The sequence below is a fragment of the Planosporangium flavigriseum genome, assembly GCF_011947225.1.
Lineage (GTDB): Bacteria > Actinomycetota > Actinomycetes > Mycobacteriales > Micromonosporaceae > Planosporangium > Planosporangium flavigriseum.
In genome coordinates, this window is record NZ_JAATVW010000001.1 from 582,390 (window position 1) to 600,244 (window position 17,855).

Here is a 17,855-nt window from a genome sequence, read left to right on the forward strand (position 1 = left end):
CGAACGCGGAAACAACCGCGAACACCCTCGCCGCTGACACGCCGGACCCACCGCGTACTGTTGAGTTTTGTTGGATTGTGATCGGTTGGGAGGGAAACCGCGCGATGCTGGCGCAGCAGCGGCAGTCGGCCATCCTCGACCTGGTGCGCCGCCACGGCGGCATGCGGGTCAGCCAACTGGTGCAGCAGTTCGGCGTCTCGGACATGACCATCCGCCGCGACCTGGAGACCCTCGCCGAGCGCGGCCTCGTCGACAAGGTGCACGGCGGCGCCACGGTTTCCGGGCCGGGGTCGACCGAGGAGCCCGGCTTCGACGCGAAGTCGGTCCGCCAGCGTACGGAGAAGTCGGCGATCGCCGCCCGGGCCGCACAACTGGTCGAGCCCGGTACGGCGGTCGCGCTGTCGGCCGGCACCACCACCGCCGCGCTCGCCGCGCTCCTGCTCGACGTGCCCGGCCTGACCGTGGTGACCAACTCGCTCCCGGTCGCCGACGCGCTCAGAAGCTCCGATCAGGTGGTAGTGCTCACCGGCGGCATCCGTACCCCGTCGAACGCGCTCGCCGGTCCGGTCGCGGAAGCGGCCGCCGCCTCGCTCAACGTCGACGTGCTCTTCCTCGGGGTACACGGGATGAGCCCCCGCACCGGATTCACCACCCCGAACCTGATGGAGGCGGGCATCAACCGCCGACTCGTCGCCGCCGCCCGGCGGCTGGTGGTCCTGGCCGATCACACGAAGTGGGAGACCGTAGGCATCGCGACGATCGCGCCGCTCGACGACGCGGACGTACTCATCACCGACTCGCGCCTACCTTCGGGGGCGCAGGAACAACTGAGCGAACGCGTCGGCGAACTGATCGTGGTCGACGTACCGGGAGAGCAAGAGTGAAACGAACCGTAACGCACCTGGCCGACGGCCGCGAGCTGATCTATTTCGACTCCGACGACACCGTGGTACGCGTCGAGCAGGACCGGCGTGAGCTGCCGCCTCCGCCGCCGACCTCGGAGATCCGCTACGACCCGATCCTCGACGAGTGGGTCGCGATCGCGGCGCACCGGCAGACCCGTACCTTCCTGCCGCCGACCGACGAGTGTCCACTGTGTCCATCCACGCCGGACCGGTCGAGTGAAGTCCCCGCGTACGACTACGACGTCGCCGTGTTCGAGAACCGGTTCCCGTCGTTCTCGCACCGCTCCGGATCGCTCGCGGCTGTTTCCGGACTGACCGAGGTCACTCCCGGCCACGGACGGTGCGAGGTCGTGTGCTTCACCTCCGACCACAACTCGTCGTTTGCCGCCTTGACGCCCGAGCGGGTGCGACTGGTGATGGAGGCGTGGGCCGACCGGACCGCGGAGCTTTCGGCCCTGGACGATGTCGAGCAGGTGTTCTGCTTCGAAAACCGCGGTGAGGCGATCGGCGTGACGCTGCACCACCCGCACGGGCAGATCTACGCGTACCCGTTCGTCACGCCGCGGACGCGGCGGATGCTCTCGTCGGCCCGCTCCTACGAGGGCGGAAACCTCTTCGCCGACGTCCTCGCCGCCGAGCGGGCCGCGGGCGAGCGGATCGTCGCGCAGAACGAGCACTGGACGGCGTTCGTACCGGCAGCCGCCCGCTGGCCGTACGAGGTGCACCTGTACCCGAACCGCCAGGTGCCCGACCTCCCCGCCCTGTCGAACGAGGAGCGGGACGCGTTCGGGCCGGTGTACCTGGAACTGCTGCGCCGCTTCGACGGGCTGTTCGGCTTCCCCATGCCGTACATCTCGGCCTGGCACCAGGCCCCCGTACGCCTCGATCGTGACCTCTCCTACCTGCACCTGCAGCTGTTCAGCACGCAGCGGGCACCCGGCAAACTGAAGTACCTCGCCGGATCGGAGTCCGCGATGGGCGTGTTCATCAACGACGTACGTCCGGAACAGGCCACCCAGCAACTGCGGGAGGTGGCGCTGTGACGCCAATTGCACGGGCTTCGCGACTGTTCTCTTCGGCCTTCGGCGCCGCGCCGGCCGCGGTGTGGGCAGCGCCCGGCCGGGTCAACCTGATCGGCGAGCACACCGACTACAACGACGGGTACGTGCTGCCCTTCGCCCTCCCCCAGGTGACCGCGGCGGCGGTGCTCCCGGCCTCCTCGGGGTGGTCGGTGTGCTCGGAGGGGCAGGACGGGACGGTCTCCTTCGACCCGTCGGACTTGAAGCCCGGCGGGGTGACCGACTGGGCCGCCTACGTCGCCGGGGTCGTGTGGGCGCTGCGGGACTCCGGCGCTGACGTGCCCCCGGCCCGGATCGCCATCGCGAGCGACGTACCCATCGGCGCCGGCCTGTCGTCCTCGGCTGCGATCGAGTGCGCGGTCATGGCGGCGCTGTGCTCCCTGGGCGGTCTCGATCTCTCGGCTGAGGCCCAGGTCAGGCTGGCGCAGCGGGCCGAGAACGAGTACGTCGGCGCACCCACCGGGATCATGGACCAGTCGGCGTCCACCCTGTCCCGGGCCGGCCACGCGCTCTTCCTCGACTGCCGCACCCTTTCCGTGGAGCACATCCCGTTCGACGTGGCGGCGGCCGGACTCTCGGTCCTGGTCGTCAACACCAACGCGCCGCACCGGCACGTTGACGGCGAGTACGCCGACCGGCGCGCCGTCTGCGAAGCCGCGGCACGGACGTTGGGCGTGCGTGCCCTGCGGGATGTCGGGCCCGAGGTGTTCTCCCGCCTCGACGGGGTCGCCCTGCGCCGGGTACGCCACGTCGTCACCGAGAACCAGCGGGTCCTGGATACCGTGCACCTCTTACGGTCTGGGGATATTCGAGGCATCGGCCCGCTGATGACGGCCTCACACAAGTCGATGCGCGACGACTTCGAGATCACCGTGCCGGAGGTTGATACGGCAGTCGAAGTGGCGCTTGAAAATGGTGCGTACGGGGCCCGGATGACGGGCGGCGGGTTCGGCGGGTGCGTACTGGCGCTCGTGGACGCCTCGCGCGCTTCGGCGGTCGCTTCTGCGGTGGCCGAGGCGTTCGCCTCGGCCGGCTTCACCGCGCCGGACTCGTTCGTGGCGACCCCGAGCCAGGGCGTCCACCGAGTTTGATTCTGCGATCTTGGAAGGTTTGACATCGAATGTGATGTCAAACCTTCCAAGATCCAGGGGAAGGTGGGCTCCACCCGGCTGCGCACAGCGCGGCTCGAATCTGCGCCGCCACCTCATCCGGTCGATGCGCCACGACCCAGGCCGGAAACCGCAGCACTCGATCGCCCTTGATCCAGAGATCGTTCTGTCGCTGCATGTCGGCCCACCAGGTGCGAACCTCGAGATGGAAAGAGCCGTCCACCTCGACGTGCACCTTCCACTCACGCCAGTACGCGTCCAGATAACGTCGTCGGCCACTCGCGTCGGCCCGCTCCGTCTGCTGGTCGGGTAACGGCAGCCCGAAACGCCGACACAGCTTGACCAAATCCACTTCGGATAGTGAGTGCGCCCCTCCTGCCGCATATCGCGTGGTCTCCAGCACGAGAGCACGTCGAGGACTGCGGGTCAGCACGGCCGCCACGGCCTCGATCTCTTCTTTCGACACTCGCCTTTGCTGGAACGCCGCAGCCACTACGGCACGGGCATCGTCATCGGTGCGTGCCCAGGAAGCCGCGTCGACGATTGATCGGGCCATCCTGGTGCGCGGCGGCGCACCAGGGCGTACGTGATGCGCAGGGAGCACCTCGGTGCGGTGGATTCGTACGCCGGAGACGCGACGTACCCGCCGGCCGGCCGGAACCAGGATGTCTATCGGATCTGCGTCGGAAGAGCGCAGCCCTTCTAGCGTCGCCGCCGTCCGCCCGGCGCAGACTGCGCCTTCGCCGGCGCCGAGAGTCGCAACCCACAACCGCTGGTCACGGGTCAATGGGCCGTTGTGTGCGATCACCACACCCCACTCGGCCCGCTGCCAGCGCCCTCGAGACAGGAGGTTCTGCAGCGCACCTCGCCCGACCGCGGCGATCGCCTGCGCCCGACTGAGCACGTGGCTCTGCCTGAACAGCAGCCACTCCAATTCCGGTGCGTCGTCCGCGGGAAGGGAGGGTTCATCGCGCACGTACATGCGGCCGAGTGTGGCCAACCCGGGGATGGCACCGCCGCCCCGTCACTGTCTGCTGTGGATAACTCCTCGGGCGACCTGGATCTTGGAAGGTTTGACATCGCATGCGATGTCAAACCTTCCAAGATTGCTAAGAACCCAGGATTGCGGACAGCGCGTCGACGGCGAGATCCACCTCTTCGGGCGTGACGACCAGCGGCGGCGCGAGCCGGATCGTCGAGCCGTGCGTGTCCTTGACCAGGACACCCCGCTCCGCGAGCCGCTCGCACGCCTGGCGGCCGGTCATCAGTTCCGGGTCGATGTCCACACCGGCCCACAGTCCCCTACCCCGTACCGCCGTTACGCCCTTACCCACGAGCTCACCGAGCCGTTCGTGCAGCTGCGAACCCAGAGCGAGGGCGCGTTCCTGAAATTCCCCGGACCGGAGGAGGTGGACCACAGCGCGGCCGACCGCGCACGCCAGCGGGTTCCCACCGAACGTGGACCCGTGCTCCCCCGGCCGCAGCACCCCGAGAACGGAGCGCGACGCGGCGACGGCGGACACCGGCACGACCCCGCCACCGAGCGCCTTGCCCAGCACGTACATGTCGGGCTTGACGCCCTCGTGGTCGCAGGCGAACGTCGCGCCGGTGCGGCCGAGGCCGGACTGCACCTCGTCGGCGATGAACAAGACGTCATGAGAAGTACAGAGCGAACGAACACCCGGCAGGTAGCCCGGCGGCGGCACGAGAACGCCGGCCTCGCCCTGGATCGGCTCGATCAGCACCGCGACGGTCGTCTCGTCAATGGCCGCCGCGAGAGCGTCCAGGTCGCCGTAGGGGACGATGCGGAACCCGGGGGTGTACGGGCCGTAATCGGCCCTTGCGTCCGGATCGGTGGAGAAGCTGATGATCGTGGTCGTACGCCCGTGGAAGTTGTTCTCGGCGACCACGATGGTGGCCTTGCCGTCGGGTACGCCCTTGACGCGATACCCCCACTTGCGGGCGACCTTGATGGCCGTCTCGACGGCTTCGGCGCCGGTGTTCATCGGCAGTACGAGGTCCGTCCCGCACAGCTCGGCCAGCTCGCGGCAGAACGGGCCGAACTGGTCGTGCAGGAAAGCGCGACTGGTCAGGGTCACCCGATCCAACTGCTCCCGAGCCGCGGCAACCAGCGCCGGATGCCGGTGGCCGAAGTTGAGGGCGGAGTAGCCGGCCAGGCAGTCCAGGTACCGGTTGCCGTCCACATCCGTCACCCAGGCCCCGGAGGCGTCGGCGATGACCACCGACAGCGGGTGGTAGTTGTGCGCGGTCCAGCGCTCCGCCTCGGCGACCGCCGGGGCCGTCAGGCCGGGGACGACAGCCGTCATCGGCGCACCTCCTGCGTAGAGCGGCTTACGCACTTCCAGACAAGTCAACACCGTAAGGGGCGCCCACGCTCGCAGCCATTGCTCCATCTTGCGCGCTTCCGGCGATCCGTTGCGTACATGGCCGAGCGGCGCAACGTTCTTGCGTGGAACCTCAGCTCAGCTGTCGCCAGTGCGGGCTGTCAGCCAGCAGGCCTCGGACGCGCTCCGTAGCCGCGTCCTCATCGCCGTACTCGTACCACCGGCTGCGCCCGTCGGCGCCACCTTCGCGCGACTCCACCATCCATCGGCCGCCGTCTTCGTACAGATAGATGTCGTGCCGAGCCAGCCGACCCCACGTGCCGTTCCACCAGTGCTTACGTCGTTCCACGAGCCTATTCGAACACACGTTCGATCATGAAAACAGGGGCACCTTCGGCCCGAGTCGATCAACCGAGCGAACCGAACCGGTCAGCGGGGCATGAACGACGCGCGCAGCCACCCGCGCAGCCAGTGCACGGTCGCGTACGGCGGGATCAATGCGCTGGTCACCAGCATCTTGCTGAGCTCACTCGGGCAAAGCGGCCCCGGGGTGATCCGGGCCGCCGCGAACTCGGCGGTGCCGGCGAGCCACGCCGCCCCGGCCAGCGCCCCGACGGCTCGCGCAACTCGACGGGGACGCGCGAACAGTACAGCCAAGCCGAGCGAGCCGGCTGCGACCAGGCCGGCCGCGGTCACTGCGACATGCCGCGGCCGCCGGCCCGGCGGCGCCTCCAGGAGTTCCCGCCAGCGGGGCCCGTAGAGCCGGCGCAGCAGCGCGTCGTCGGCGTTGCCGGCCTGGGTACGCAGGCTCACCCAGAAGCCCTCCGGGCGTACGGGATGGGTCACCCGCCGGCGCCCGACGGTGAGCGCGTCCCCCGCGCGCCGCACCCGGTACGCCAGCTCGGCGTCTTCCCGGAAGGCCCGCGGGAAGCGCTCGTCGAAGCCGCCCACTCCCGTGAGCGCGTCGCGCCGGTACGCCACGGCGTCGACCTGTGCGGCGTCGATGCCGGCGCTCGCCAGGCACCAGGCCGCCGCCTGCTCCGGAAGCTCCCACGCCGAGAACGGAACCGGCCGTTTTCCGTGCTTGCGCCGGCTGAACCGCTCCTCCTCCGCGGCAGCCACGACCTGCCCGTCTACGACGAGAGCGGCGGACGGATCGTGGAAGACGGCATTGATGCCGAGCACGCGCATGGACCGGTCGTACCCCCACTGATGACCATCAAACAGTAGGGATACCTGCCTGGTCAGCGGCGAATGGGGCGGGTGAAACCTGTGTGAGACCACTCGGTGACGGGTATCTGCACCAGGGTCCCGGTCGGCCCCGGAGGTGCGGGCCGACTGACCACAAGGAGCCTGCGATGCCTCTACCTGAGGATCAACAGCCGCTCATCCAGACCCTGAAGCGGGTGGCGTTTCACCTCAAGGAGATGGGAGTTCCCTTCGCACTGGCAGGTAGCTTCGCGGTGTACGCCCGCGGCGGCGGTGGCTGCGACCACGACGTGGACTTCCTGATCAAGGAAGAGGACGCCCACCGGGTCCTGACCGGTCTGGTGGAGGTCGGCTTCCACGCCGAGATCCCCCCGGAGGGGTGGCTGGTCAAGGTGTACGACGAGGACCGCCTCGTCGACCTGATCTACTCCCCGGTCCAGCGTCCCGTCACCGATGAGACCCTCGCCGACACCGACGTCCTGTCGGTGAACGCCTGCCACATGCCGGTCCTCTCGGCCACCGAGCTGATGATTCACAAGTTGCTGTCGATGGGGCCCCACTACTGCGACTTCTCAAAAGCCCTGCCCGTGGCCCAGTCCATGCGCGAGCAGATCGACTGGGGCCGGGTCGAACGCGAAACCGCGCGCTCCCCCTACGCGCAGGCGTTCATGGTGCTGCTGGACCGGCTGAACGTCATCTCGCTGGCGGAGGTCAGCTCGGCGACAGAGCGCCGCGCACAGCTCAAGGAGGTGTCTGGATGAGCAGGACCAAACCGGACGTGTACCGGGAGACCGAAGTGCAGCGCGTGCTCACCGAGGACGAGCGCGTGTCCGAGCAGGGAATCCGGGTGAGCCACCTGGAGGAGAGCACCTTCGCCGTGACCGGAGAGGTGGAGAGCCCGAAGCGCAAGGAAGTCATCGAACAGGTGGTGGCCGAGAAGTTCCCCGACCTGACGGTGGAGTACGACCTCGGTGTCACCCGCGTACACGAACCGGACGAGGCGGAGGAAGTGTGAGCACCACCGACAACACCGACCGGCCGCCCAACTGCGTACGCGTGGCGGCCGTCGGCGACGTTCACATCGACGAAAACGTGCTGGGTCGGTTTCGTCCGGCGCTCCAGCGCATCGGCGACAAGGCCGACGTGCTGCTGCTGGCCGGCGATCTGACCCGGCACGGCACCGGGGACGAGGCGCGCTCCGTGGTCACCGAGTTCGGTGGCCTGTCCGTACCGGTGGTTGCGGTGCTCGGTAACCACGACTACCACTCCGACGCCCAGGACGAGGTCACGAAGATCCTCGAAGACGGCGGGATCACCGTCCTCGAACGAACGGGCGTCGTCATCGACTGTTTCGGGATCAGGCTGGGCATCGCCGGCGCGAAGGGTTTCGGCGGCGGGTTCGCCGGCAGGTGCGGCAGCGAGTTCGGGGAGCCGGAGATGAAGGCGTTCATCCGGCACACCCGCGTCATCTCGGAAGAGTTGGGCGCCGCGCTGAACGGCCTGGACTGCGACGTGCGGGTGGCACTGACCCACTATTCGCCGACCCCGGAGACGCTGCTGGGCGAGCCGCTGGAGATCTACCCGTTCCTCGGGTCCTACCTGCTGGGCGAAGTCGTCGACGCGGTGTGCCCGGAGCTCGCCGTGCACGGGCACGCGCACGCCGGCACCGAGCGTGGAGTCACCCCCGGCGGCGTGCACGTGCGTAACGTTGCGCACCCGGTCATCAAGCAGGCGTACAGCGTGTACCAGATCAGCGGGCCGGACGGAGCCACAGCCTAGGCGAGCAGGCCGCTGCGTAACGCGCTGAGCGCCTGCGAGAGCAGCCGCGACACGTGCATCTGGGAGACGCCGATCTCGGCGGCTATCTGCGTCTGGGTCATGTTGCCGAAAAACCGCAGCGCGATGATCCGCTGTTCCCGACGCGACAGCTTCGCGATCAGCGGGCGGAGCGCCTCGCGGTCCTCGACCGACTCCAATTGGTGGTCGACGTCGCCCACCAGGTCGGCCAGGTGCCGGTCCGACTCATTCCCCGGTATCGGGGTCTGCAGCGACACCGCCCGGTAGGCATGGGCCGAGTCAAGCCCCTCGACGATGTACTCCTCCCGCACCCCGAGGTACTCCGCGAGATCGGCGACCGTCGGCGACCGGCCGAGGCGCTGCGCCAGGTGGCCCGTCGCCTTGCTGATCTCCACGCGCAGTTCCTGCACCCGGCGCGGCACCCGCACATCCCAGCCCTTGTCCCGGAAGTGCCGCTTGAGCTCACCGAGAATCATGGGGATCGCGTAGCTCGCGAACGCGGCGCCACGGCTGACGTCATAGCCGTCGACCGACTTGATCAGGCCGAGGTTGGCCACCTGGAACAGGTCGTCGAACGGCTCGCCCCGGTGGCGGAACCGCCCGGCCAGGTACTCGGCCAGCGGCAGAAACCGCTCGATCAGCCGCTCCCGGACAAGGGTGTGCTCGGCACCGCCGGCCGGTAGGTCAGCCAGCAGCGTGAGCAGTTCGTGGGCTTCGGCGTCGGCGGCCGTGGAGCGGCGTGCCTGCTCGTCGGAGGGAGCGGCTGCCGGAGCGACAACGATCGAGGTCGAGGCTGCCACGGGCTGACCGTACCGCGCACGCCCGTCCATGGAAAGGCTCAGGCGAGCAGGTTCAGCCGGGGCCTCCGTTCAGCAACTGAAGTACTGCCTGCTCAGCCTCGTGCCGGGCAGCGAACCCGTCACACGCCCGGGGGATAGCCGACAGGGCGGCTGCGATCGTCTCCCCGGCGTGGTAGAGGTCGACCACCCGCGGGTTCACGTACGACGCCTTCGCGACCGCCGGGGTGTTGCCCAGGTGCTCGGACACCTCGCGCATGGCCCGGCTCACGGCCCGCTTGCGCGCGGTCGCCGACTTCGCGTCGAGGGCCTCCGGCGACGCCAGCGACACGCACGCGAGGACGGTGGCGTGCCAGGTGCGGAAGTCCTTGGCGCTGATGTCGCAGGCGGTCGCGTCCTTGAGGTAGTCGTTGATGTCCGCGCTGCGTACGTCGCGCCACGGCCCCCGGCTGCCGACCCGGTAGCCCAGCAGCTCCGGGTTCGGGTCCGGCCGCTTGAGCAGCGCGCGTACCACCGGCGCCACCTCGTCGTCGACGATGCGCTGCGCCCGCTCGATACCGCCCTTGGCCGGATACCGGAACTCCATGGTCGCCCCGCGTACACTCACGTGGTCGCGCTGGATCGTCGCCAGCCCGTACGTCGGCTCGCCGGCGCTCGAGTCCGCGCTGGCGTACGCCTCGCCGCCGATGCGGAACACCCCCTGGTCGAGCAGCCGGACCGCGGCCGCGAGGACCCGCTCCCGGCACAGACCGCGGCGGGCCAGGTCGCCCGCGACCCGTTTACGCAACTGCGGCAGGTGCTCCCCGACCACGCGGATGTGCTCGAACTTCTCCGCGTCCCGCTTGGCCCGCCACACGTCGTGGTAGCGGTACTGCCGCCGCCCCGCCTGGTCCACACCGGTGGCCTGGATGTGCCCGCACGGGTCCGGGCAGATCCACACGTCCACCCAGGCCGGCGGGATCGCCAGCGCCCGGATGCGCGCGATCACGTCCGGGTCGGTGATGACCCGGCCGTCGGCGTCGAGGTAGGTGAAGCCCTTACCGCGCCGCCGTCGGGTGTAGCCGGATCGGTTGGGGTCAGCGCGTCGCAGCCGCATCACGTACGCCACCACCATGCTCGGGTACGAGGGCGTCCAGGCCACCGTCCCACGCGGCCGCCTCCAACTGCGCGCAGGCCGCCACGTACACGTCGTCCACCCCGATGTCGGCGAGCCCGTGGGGGCCGCGCCAGAGCACGGTGTGCCGGTCGTTACCCGGCGGCGGTCCCCATAGCTCCGGCGATACCGGTCCGAACAGCAGGACCGAGCGGGTGCCGTAGGCCGTGGCAAGGTGCGCGACGCCGGTGTCGCCGCAGATGACCAGCCGGGCGTGCGCGACGAGCGCGGCGAGCGCGCCCAGATCGGTGCGGCCGGCGAGGACCGAGTTCGGCGGCAGGCCCGCCGCCGCCGCGAGCGCCTGCGCGTCCGCGGCCTCGCCGGGCGAGCCGGACACCAGGACCCGTTGGCCGGCGGCGGCCAGCCGGCGCGCCACCGCCGCGAACCGCGCCACCGGCCAGCGCCGCTCCGGCCCACTCGCGCCGGGGTGCACGACGACCGCGCCGGCCCACTCCGGCACCGGCGGCGGCGCCGGAACGGCCAGGTCGTCCGGGTCGGCCGGGATGCCGTGCCAGTGCAGGAGCCGGCACCAGCGGTCCCGCTCGTGCTCGTCCTCGTTCCACTTCGGACCGTCCGGCCAGCCGGCCGCCGGTTGGGCGTACGCGAGGAACCGGATCGGGTCCGCCGCCAGCAGCGCGCGGTGGCTCTGCGGACCCTTGCCGTGCAGGTTGACCGCGATGTCCGGGCGGCGGGCGTTCCACCGGATTTCGTCGATGGGATCGCGCACGAACGACCCGGTCGGAAAGGCCCGGTCGACCGCGCCGATCGCCATGGCGAGAGGGGTGAGGGCGGGCGGTGCGGCGAGCACCAGTTCGTGGCGCGGGAAGGCGCGCCGGAGCGCGCGCAGCGCCGGCACCGCGGTGGCGAGGTCCCCGATGCCGAGCGCCCGGAGGGCCAGCAGAACAGGTTTCACGGGTACGACGACTCCACCTCGGAACAGACGATCATTTCGCGTACGGCGCAGCCGGGTGGCTGGGACAGCGCGAACATCACGGCGTTCGCCGTGTTCGCCGGGTCATTGAGCGGCGCGTCCGGTCCGGGCTTGTACTTGTCGTCGCGTTCGTCGAAGAACGCCGTCTTCATCCCACCCGGGATCAGCAGCGTGACGTTCACCTCGCCGGCCAGTTCGGCGGCCAGGGCCCGGGTGAAGCCGACGACGCCGAACTTCGAGGCGCAGTATGCCGTGGCGTCGCCGACGGCCTTGATGCCCAGGGTGGACGCGACCGTGACAATGGTGCCGTGGCTTTCGCGCAGCGCCGGCAGGGCGGCCCGCACGACGGCGGCGGTGCCGAACAGGTTGATCGCGACGATGCGCTCCCAGTCGGCGCCGGAGATGCCGTCGAGCGGCGCCGGGATGTCCATGCCGGCCGCGGTGACGACGCCGTTGACCATGCCGGCCCGCTCGACCAGCGCCCGGGTGGCCTCCTCCGCGGCGCGGGTGTTGCTCAGGTCCACCGTCAGGTACGGCACGTCCTCGGCGGGGGGTTTGAGGTCGAGCACGTACGGGGTGCCGCCGGCCTTCTGCACCGCGGAGACGATCGCGGCGCCGAGGCCGCTCGCACCGCCTGTGACGATTACCGAACCTGGCATTCGCTTCTCCTCCAGCATCAAATGATCACTGCCGATGCGGGGTCGTCGGTGCGCTCGTGCAGTTCCGGGCAGAGCGAGAGCGCCCCGCCGGCGGCGACGTAGGCGGTCGCGGCGGTCACGGCGGTCGTCACCGCCTCGAGAATCGACGAGCCCTCCGACAGCGACGCCAGTGCGGCGCTGGCGAACCGGTCGCCCGCCCCGCAACTGTCACCCCGCGCGCTGAACGGCGTGGGTACGAGCAACGGCGGGTTCACGCCGTCGGACAGCACCGCGCCACGGTCGTCGAGCGTGACGACGACGCCGCTGGCTCCCCAGAACCGGCGCAGCCGCACCGCCATCCCCGCCGCCCGCGCGAGGTCCGCGGTCGAGGCGTCGGAGTGCCCGGCCGGCCCGTGGCCGTTGTTTGCACCGTGCCCGTTGCCGTTGCTCGCCGCACGTCCGTTGCCGGCGGCATGGCCGTTGCTCGCGGCGTGCGCCGCGCGTCCCGCGCCGTTGAGCGCAGCGTGTCCGTTGCCGTTCGCGTGCGCGGGGAGGCCGTCGGCCTGGTGCGGGTTGAGCGCCGCGGTCAGCGGCCACTCCCCGCTGTGCGTCGTGCCCACGTTGGACTGCGCGAAGCCGGCCGCCTCCGCCCGGTTCGGCGTGACGAGGCGGGTCGCCGGAACCGGGTGGCCGCCGCGCGGGTGCGGATCCCACACCAGCGGCACGCGCTGGGCGCGCTCGGTGAGGACGGCTCGGATCTGCGGGTGTGCGCACACGCCGCGCCCGTAGTCGCTGGCGAGGATCGCGCCGGCCGCGCGGATCGCCTCGATCGCCTCGGCCGGCGCCGCGCCGATCTCGGCCGGGTCGCTGCCCCGGTCCAGCCGCATCAACAGGTGCCCGCCGGCGCGTAGCCGGATCTTCTCCGGGGTCTTGCCGAGCAGCGGCACCTCGACCAGCCGTACTCCGGCGCGGGCGAGCAGTTCGCGGATCCGGTCTCCGGCCGCGTCGGCGCTGACCGCGCCGACGAGCACGACCTCTCGGGGGGCACGGCCGGGCTTGGTATGACGGGGCGGCCCGGTTGCGGCCGCCGAACTGGTGAACACCGCCGCGAGGCCGGCGCCGCCGGGACGGTCGAGGACCTCGGTCTCGTCGAACACCGGTACGGGCGCCTCCGGGCACAGGCGCTCGACGGTACCGAGCACCTCCCGGTCGAGCAGCACGTCGCCGACGACCACCAGGGGAGCCCGGCTCACCGCCGCACTCCCCGGCCGATTCGCCGCCCGGCGCGGATCTCGGTGGCGGGCAGCGCCGCCTCGATCTGTTCACACACCACGTGTACGGCGACGAGATGCAGTTCCTGGACGGTCTGCTGGTCGCACGGGATGGCCAGGGCGTCGTCGCAGCACATCCTCAGCGGGTTGGGCAGCGGACCGGTCATGGCCCAGGCGGTGACGCCGAGTTCGCGCGCCGCTTCGGCGGCGGCCAGCAGGTTCTTGCTGCGGCCGCTGGTGGACATCAGCACGAGGACGTCGCCCGGCCGGCCGTGTGCCTGTACCTGCCGGGCGAAGACCTGCTCGTAGCCGTAGTCGTTGCCGATCGCCGTCAGGCTCGACGTCTCGGCGGTCAGGGCGATCGCGGAGTACGCCGGCCGGTCGTCGCGCAGCTTGCCGACCAGTTCGGCGGCCAGGTGCTGCGCTTCGGCGGCGCTGCCGCCGTTGCCGGCCACCAGCAGTCGGCCGCCCGAGACGAGCACCTCGGCGAGGTGCTCGCCCCAGCGGGCCAGTCGTGGCGCCTCGGCCCGGAACAGTTCCAGCGCTTCGGCTAGCCGGTCGAGCTTCACGTCGACCGTCGACCGCCGCCAGACGGTGTCCAGCTGGCGGTCGACGAGCGGGTCGAAGCCGAGTATCCCCGGTTTGCCGCCGCCCGCGTCAGCGTCATCTGCGCTGCCGCTGCGCGACTCGTTACCGGACAGCAGGGTCATGAGGAGACCTCCGTAAGCGCACCACCTGCGACGATCGGTTCCCCGGTGACCGAGGCGTACACGCGCTCGACGTCAGCGGCCGTGCGTTCCCAGGTGTACCGTGAACGCACCCGGTCGACGGCGGCGCTGGCGTAGCTCATCCGGCGCACTTCGTCGCCGAGCACCGAGCGCAGCGCGGCCGCCAGCCGCCGGATGTCGCGCGGGGGCACGAGGATGCCGGTCACCCCGTCGATGACGCTCTCCGCAAGCCCTCCCACGGCGTACGCGATGACCGGAACGCCGCACGCCATCGCTTCGAGCGGGGTCAGACCGAAGGGCTCGTACCACGGCGCGCAGGCGACCACGTCGGCCGAGCGGTACCAGGCCGGCATGTCCTCGCGCGGCACCTGGCCGAGGATCCGGACCCGGTCGGCGACACCGCGCTTGGACGCCAGCCGCCGCAGTTGGCCGACCATCGGCTCGCGGTCCAACTGGTCCGGTGGAGGCCCGCCGAGCAGTACCAGCTCCGCCTCGGGTACCAGGTAGAGCGCCTGGATCAGGTCGGCGAAGCCCTTGCGCTCCACCATCCGACCGACGCTCAGGATCCGTAGCCGCCCACCCGCCGAATGCTCCTTCCGGGGGCCGGTCGGGGTGAACCACTCAGTGTTGACCCCGCTCGGCACGACCTGGATGGACCCGCGCGGGATCCCCATCTTGCCCAGCTCCTCGACCTCCTCGGCGCACTGGGCGATGACCCGGTCGGCCAGATGCCCCAGCTCCCGCTCCAGGCCCAGCCTGGTATCCGGGCTGGTGTCCTTGGAGCCCAGGTAACGGCGCTTGATCGAGCCGAGCGCGTGGTAGGTGACCACCACCGGGATCCGGCTGGACGACGTCGCGGTGAGCGCCGCGAGACCGCTCATCCAGAAGTGCGCGTGGACGACGTCCGGCGTGAAGTCCGACGACGACCAGCGGCTGGCCAGCCAGCGCCCGAACGTGCCCATGAACGGCAGCAGGTCATCCTTGGGCACGAACTGGGCCGGGCCGGCCGGCACGTGCTCGACCACCACGCGATCGGCGAACGGGACCACGTCCGGCAGGTCGGGGTTGTCGCGGCGGGTGTATACGCGCACCTCGTGTCCACGGTGGGCGAGCGCGACCGCCAACTCGGCCACGTGGGTGTTCTGCCCGCCCGAGTCGACACCTCCGATCTTCGCCAGCGGACTGGCGTGCTCGGAAACCATCGCAATCCGCAGTCGTGTCACGAAGTTACCTCCTTCAGAAGCGCGTCCCAGTCGGCAAGAAATCTCGCCAGCCCGTACCGCGTCTGCGCGACGCGGCGGGCCACCTCACCACAGCGGCGAGCTGCTTCGATGTCGGACACGAGCCATCGGGCACCCTCCACCAGCTCATCGACGTCCGTCGACAGCACCCCGGCCCCCGGCGGGACGGCCATGACCGTCTCCGTCGTGGCCAGCACCACCACCGGCGTCCCGGCGCTCATCGCCTCAAGCAGCGACAGCCCCAGCGAGGTCCAGCGGTGCGGATGCAGGTACACCCGGCGCTGCGCGACTGCGGCGTGCATCTGCGCCTGTGGCGGATCCTCGAAGACCTCCATCCGCTCGCCCGCCAGGCCCAGGTGCTCGGGCAGGCTGGTCACCTTCATGCCGTACACGTCGACCGGCGCGACGTCGGCGAACCGGGGCAGCAGATCGGTGCCGGTCACCCGCCACCGCCGGATCGGCTCGTTGATCGCCGTTGCGATCCGCCCCAGTTCGCCGCTGTAGAGCTGGCCCGGGTCCGGGATGCCGTGCTCGATGACCTCGGTCCGGGTCGAGCCGTTGTCCCAGATGAGCTTGTTGAAGTGGGTGACGTGGACGAGCGTCAGGTCGTCCCGGTCGGCCATCGGGTGCCGGCTGCACGGCACGTCGCCCTGCTTCGGGGTGTTGTGCTCGAGGAAGATCGTGGGCACGCGCCGGCCAAGCCAGCGGTGCGCGATCTCCTCCTCCTCCGGCCGCTGCAACAGCACCACGTCGACATCGGCACCCACCAACGCCTCCGGTGATACCTCCCGGACGTTGTCGGGCCATCGGTAGGTGCGGGCCCGACCGAGCCCGTACGGCCCACGGTCCGGCGTTGTGGGCACGAGATAGTCGTGTCCACCCTGGACGAACGCGGTCGTCCAGGCGCCGTGCACGTGCCAGAGGAGAATCCTCAATCTTCACCGCCTCTTTGTGCTGTCAACGCCTCCACCGCGGCCACCACCTCAGCGGCGGACACTGTAGACAGACATGGATGGCCGGCTACGGGGCAGACGGCGGCACGGGTGTCCCGGCACGGCGCGTCGGCGTCACCCAGCCGCCGGACCGGCACGCCGTACGGATGCCACTTCTCGTACGGCACGGTCGGAGCGAAGAGGCTCACGACCGGTGTGCCGACCGCCGCGGCCAGGTGGGCCGGGCCGGTGTTGGCGACCACGACGCAGCGGGCCCGCGAAAGGACGGTCGCGAGCGCCGGCATCGTGGTACGCCCACCGAGGTCCAGGCCCACGTCGGCGGCCACGTACCGGGTCAGCTCCCGCTCGCGGTCGGCGCCCGTGACGACCACCCGGTGTCCGGCAGCGGCGAGCGCTGCCACGAATTCGCGGCAGCGCTCCGCCGGGCAGGCCCGCGCCGGTACGCTCGCGCCGGGGTGCACGACGACGTAGTCGTCCGGCAATCCGGTCACGGCCGGCAGCGGTTGTCGTAGTCGTAACCGCCCGTCGTCGCCGGCCGGAAGCGCGAACCCGGCGGCCGCGGCCAGCGACCGCGCCCGCTCAACCTCGGAGATGTTCTCGTCGATACCGCGGTGGCGCACGTCGAGCAGGGATCCCGGGTAGTCCTCCGAGATGGCCGAGATGTGCGGAACGCCGGCGAGCCGCAGCAGCAGCGCGAGCGGCAGCGGAGACTGGTGGAACGAGGTGAAGATGACCGCCTGGTCGAACTGCCGGGCTTCGAGGTCCTTGACGAGCGCATCGATCTCGGAGCTGTCGACGGGCGGTGGCTGCGGATCGATCCAGGGCACCCGCCACTCGATCAGCTCGTCGACGCCGGGAAGCAAACGGGCCGCGTCGAGTCCGCGCGGCCCGCACAGCAGTGTCGTATGCGCTGCTCGGGCCGCTACCGCCCGGATGGCTGGTCCGGTGAGGAGCACATCTCCGGCGGAGTCGCAGCGGGCGACGAGAACCTTGGGCCGCCCGGGAGACGCCGCGAGGATCCAGTCGGCGGCGGCGGCGAGATCGGTCGCCACGACCGGAGCCGCGGCGACCTCTTCGGCCCGGGTGACGGGCGTCGGTACCAGGACCGCGGCGGCGCCGGCGGCGAGCCCCGCCGTCGCGTCGGCGCCAATGTCGCCGATCATGACACAGCGCTCGACCGGTACGCCGAGCGCTTCCGCGGCGGCATGGATCATGCCGGGAGCCGGTTTACGGCAGTCGCAGGCGTCGTCGGGGCCGTGCGGGCAGTAGTGCCACGCGTCGAACGGGCCGAGCAGTTCCTCGATGCGCTCGTTGACCCGCCGCACCTGCTCGTGCGACAGCAGCCCGCGCGCGATTCCGGACTGGTTGCTGACCACGGCCAACCGCAGGCCGGCAGCCCGGAGCCGATCGAGCGCCTCCTTGGCGCCGGGTACCGGCCGGACCTCCGCCGGATTACCGTTGTAGGGCACGTCCGCCACGAGCGTGCCGTCCCGGTCGAGGAGCGCTGCGGCGAAGCCTTGGCTCTGCAACACCCGACCCCCGCTCCCAACCCGGTGCACACTTAACGGCTGGCGCGACCCCCTGGGTCGCGCCGACTCCGCCTGCCTGTGCCAAAGCACTACCCGTCGCCAGGCCCAGCAAACATCAATTTCGTGGGCAGCGAGTCTTGTGGATCCAGCTGATCGATCCGGTGGCGCCG

Annotated in this window: 19 protein-coding genes; 6 read left to right on the plus strand and 13 right to left on the minus strand. The window is 70.6% G+C overall.

Annotated features, from left to right (window positions below; genetic code table 11):
• The first annotated feature begins 104 nt into the window (after nt 1-104).
• Genes HC028_RS02540 through galK form a run of 3 tightly spaced genes read left to right on the plus strand, consistent with a single transcriptional unit; the run spans nt 105 to nt 3,075 of the window.
• On the plus strand, nt 105-884 hold the full coding sequence (locus HC028_RS02540) for a DeoR/GlpR family DNA-binding transcription regulator (protein ID WP_168072087.1): 780 nt from the start codon (nt 105-107) through the stop codon (nt 882-884).
• Nucleotides 881-1,948 (plus strand): galactose-1-phosphate uridylyltransferase, encoded by a 1,068-nt coding sequence (gene galT / locus HC028_RS02545; protein WP_168072089.1) that lies wholly within the window; start codon nt 881-883, stop codon nt 1,946-1,948. Before HC028_RS02540 ends, galT begins: the two co-directional genes overlap by 4 nt.
• Nucleotides 1,945-3,075, plus strand: coding sequence for a galactokinase (gene galK, locus HC028_RS02550; RefSeq protein ID WP_203981467.1), 1,131 nt, complete (start codon nt 1,945-1,947; stop codon nt 3,073-3,075). The genes galT and galK overlap by 4 nt, the downstream gene beginning before the upstream one ends.
• Before the next feature lie 37 nt (nt 3,076-3,112).
• Here the strand turns inward: galK and HC028_RS02555 are convergent, their stop codons facing one another.
• From HC028_RS02555 to HC028_RS27265, 4 genes are all read right to left on the minus strand, one after another.
• Nucleotides 3,113-4,075: an endonuclease domain-containing protein gene (locus HC028_RS02555; protein WP_168072092.1), complete on the minus strand. Its 963-nt coding sequence runs from the start codon at nt 4,073-4,075 to the stop codon at nt 3,113-3,115.
• A 127-nt stretch (nt 4,076-4,202) separates the two neighbouring features.
• Nucleotides 4,203-5,420, minus strand: a complete 1,218-nt coding sequence (rocD, locus tag HC028_RS02560; RefSeq protein ID WP_168072094.1) for an ornithine--oxo-acid transaminase — start codon at nt 5,418-5,420, stop codon at nt 4,203-4,205.
• Between the two features lie 151 nt (nt 5,421-5,571).
• Nucleotides 5,572-5,787: a hypothetical protein gene (locus HC028_RS02565; RefSeq protein WP_168072096.1), complete on the minus strand. Its 216-nt coding sequence runs from the start codon at nt 5,785-5,787 to the stop codon at nt 5,572-5,574.
• An 80-nt stretch (nt 5,788-5,867) separates the two neighbouring features.
• A complete protein-coding gene (locus HC028_RS27265) occupies nt 5,868-6,629 on the minus strand; it encodes a glycosyltransferase family 2 protein (protein WP_239075616.1) in 762 nt (253 codons plus the stop codon).
• A 167-nt stretch (nt 6,630-6,796) separates the two neighbouring features.
• Between HC028_RS27265 and HC028_RS02575 the strand changes: the two genes are divergently transcribed.
• Genes HC028_RS02575 through HC028_RS02585 form a run of 3 tightly spaced genes read left to right on the plus strand, consistent with a single transcriptional unit; the run spans nt 6,797 to nt 8,426 of the window.
• The gene (locus tag HC028_RS02575) at nt 6,797-7,408 is read left to right on the plus strand and encodes a nucleotidyltransferase family protein (protein WP_168072098.1); all 612 of its coding nucleotides are present in this window, start codon (nt 6,797-6,799) and stop codon (nt 7,406-7,408) included.
• A complete protein-coding gene (locus HC028_RS27270) occupies nt 7,405-7,662 on the plus strand; it encodes a hypothetical protein (RefSeq protein ID WP_168072100.1) in 258 nt (85 codons plus the stop codon). The genes HC028_RS02575 and HC028_RS27270 overlap by 4 nt, the downstream gene beginning before the upstream one ends.
• Entirely contained in the window at nt 7,659-8,426 is a 768-nt protein-coding gene (locus HC028_RS02585; RefSeq protein WP_168072102.1) for a metallophosphoesterase family protein, read from the plus strand. Before HC028_RS27270 ends, HC028_RS02585 begins: the two co-directional genes overlap by 4 nt.
• On the opposite strand, the gene HC028_RS02590 is transcribed toward HC028_RS02585, so the two are convergent.
• The 9 genes from HC028_RS02590 to HC028_RS02630 are packed head-to-tail and all read right to left on the minus strand — an operon-like array spanning nt 8,423 to nt 17,715.
• A complete protein-coding gene (locus HC028_RS02590) occupies nt 8,423-9,244 on the minus strand; it encodes an RNA polymerase sigma factor SigF (protein ID WP_239075617.1) in 822 nt (273 codons plus the stop codon). The two genes, HC028_RS02585 and HC028_RS02590, sit on opposite strands and share 4 nt — an antisense overlap.
• 52 nt (nt 9,245-9,296) lie before the next feature.
• Nucleotides 9,297-10,337: a DNA topoisomerase IB gene (locus tag HC028_RS02595; protein ID WP_168072316.1), complete on the minus strand. Its 1,041-nt coding sequence runs from the start codon at nt 10,335-10,337 to the stop codon at nt 9,297-9,299.
• A complete protein-coding gene (locus HC028_RS02600) occupies nt 10,318-11,307 on the minus strand; it encodes a glycosyltransferase family 9 protein (protein ID WP_168072106.1) in 990 nt (329 codons plus the stop codon). Before HC028_RS02600 ends, HC028_RS02595 begins: the two co-directional genes overlap by 20 nt.
• The gene (locus tag HC028_RS02605) at nt 11,304-11,984 is read right to left on the minus strand and encodes an SDR family oxidoreductase (protein ID WP_168072108.1); all 681 of its coding nucleotides are present in this window, start codon (nt 11,982-11,984) and stop codon (nt 11,304-11,306) included. Before HC028_RS02605 ends, HC028_RS02600 begins: the two co-directional genes overlap by 4 nt.
• 17 nt (nt 11,985-12,001) lie before the next feature.
• Nucleotides 12,002-13,216: a bifunctional heptose 7-phosphate kinase/heptose 1-phosphate adenyltransferase gene (locus HC028_RS02610; protein WP_168072110.1), complete on the minus strand. Its 1,215-nt coding sequence runs from the start codon at nt 13,214-13,216 to the stop codon at nt 12,002-12,004.
• Entirely contained in the window at nt 13,213-13,944 is a 732-nt protein-coding gene (locus tag HC028_RS02615; protein ID WP_168072112.1) for a D-sedoheptulose-7-phosphate isomerase, read from the minus strand. The genes HC028_RS02610 and HC028_RS02615 overlap by 4 nt, the downstream gene beginning before the upstream one ends.
• Nucleotides 13,941-15,176, minus strand: a complete 1,236-nt coding sequence (locus HC028_RS02620) for a glycosyltransferase (protein WP_168072318.1) — start codon at nt 15,174-15,176, stop codon at nt 13,941-13,943. The genes HC028_RS02615 and HC028_RS02620 overlap by 4 nt, the downstream gene beginning before the upstream one ends.
• Nucleotides 15,177-15,181: 5 nt before the next feature.
• Nucleotides 15,182-16,138, minus strand: coding sequence for a glycosyltransferase (locus HC028_RS02625; RefSeq protein ID WP_168072114.1), 957 nt, complete (start codon nt 16,136-16,138; stop codon nt 15,182-15,184).
• Nucleotides 16,135-17,715 carry an HAD-IIIA family hydrolase gene (locus HC028_RS02630; protein ID WP_168072116.1) on the minus strand — a complete coding sequence of 527 codons (1,581 nt, stop codon included), beginning with the start codon at nt 17,713-17,715 and terminating at the stop codon, nt 16,135-16,137. The genes HC028_RS02625 and HC028_RS02630 overlap by 4 nt, the downstream gene beginning before the upstream one ends.
• Nucleotides 17,716-17,855 lie beyond the last annotated feature (140 nt).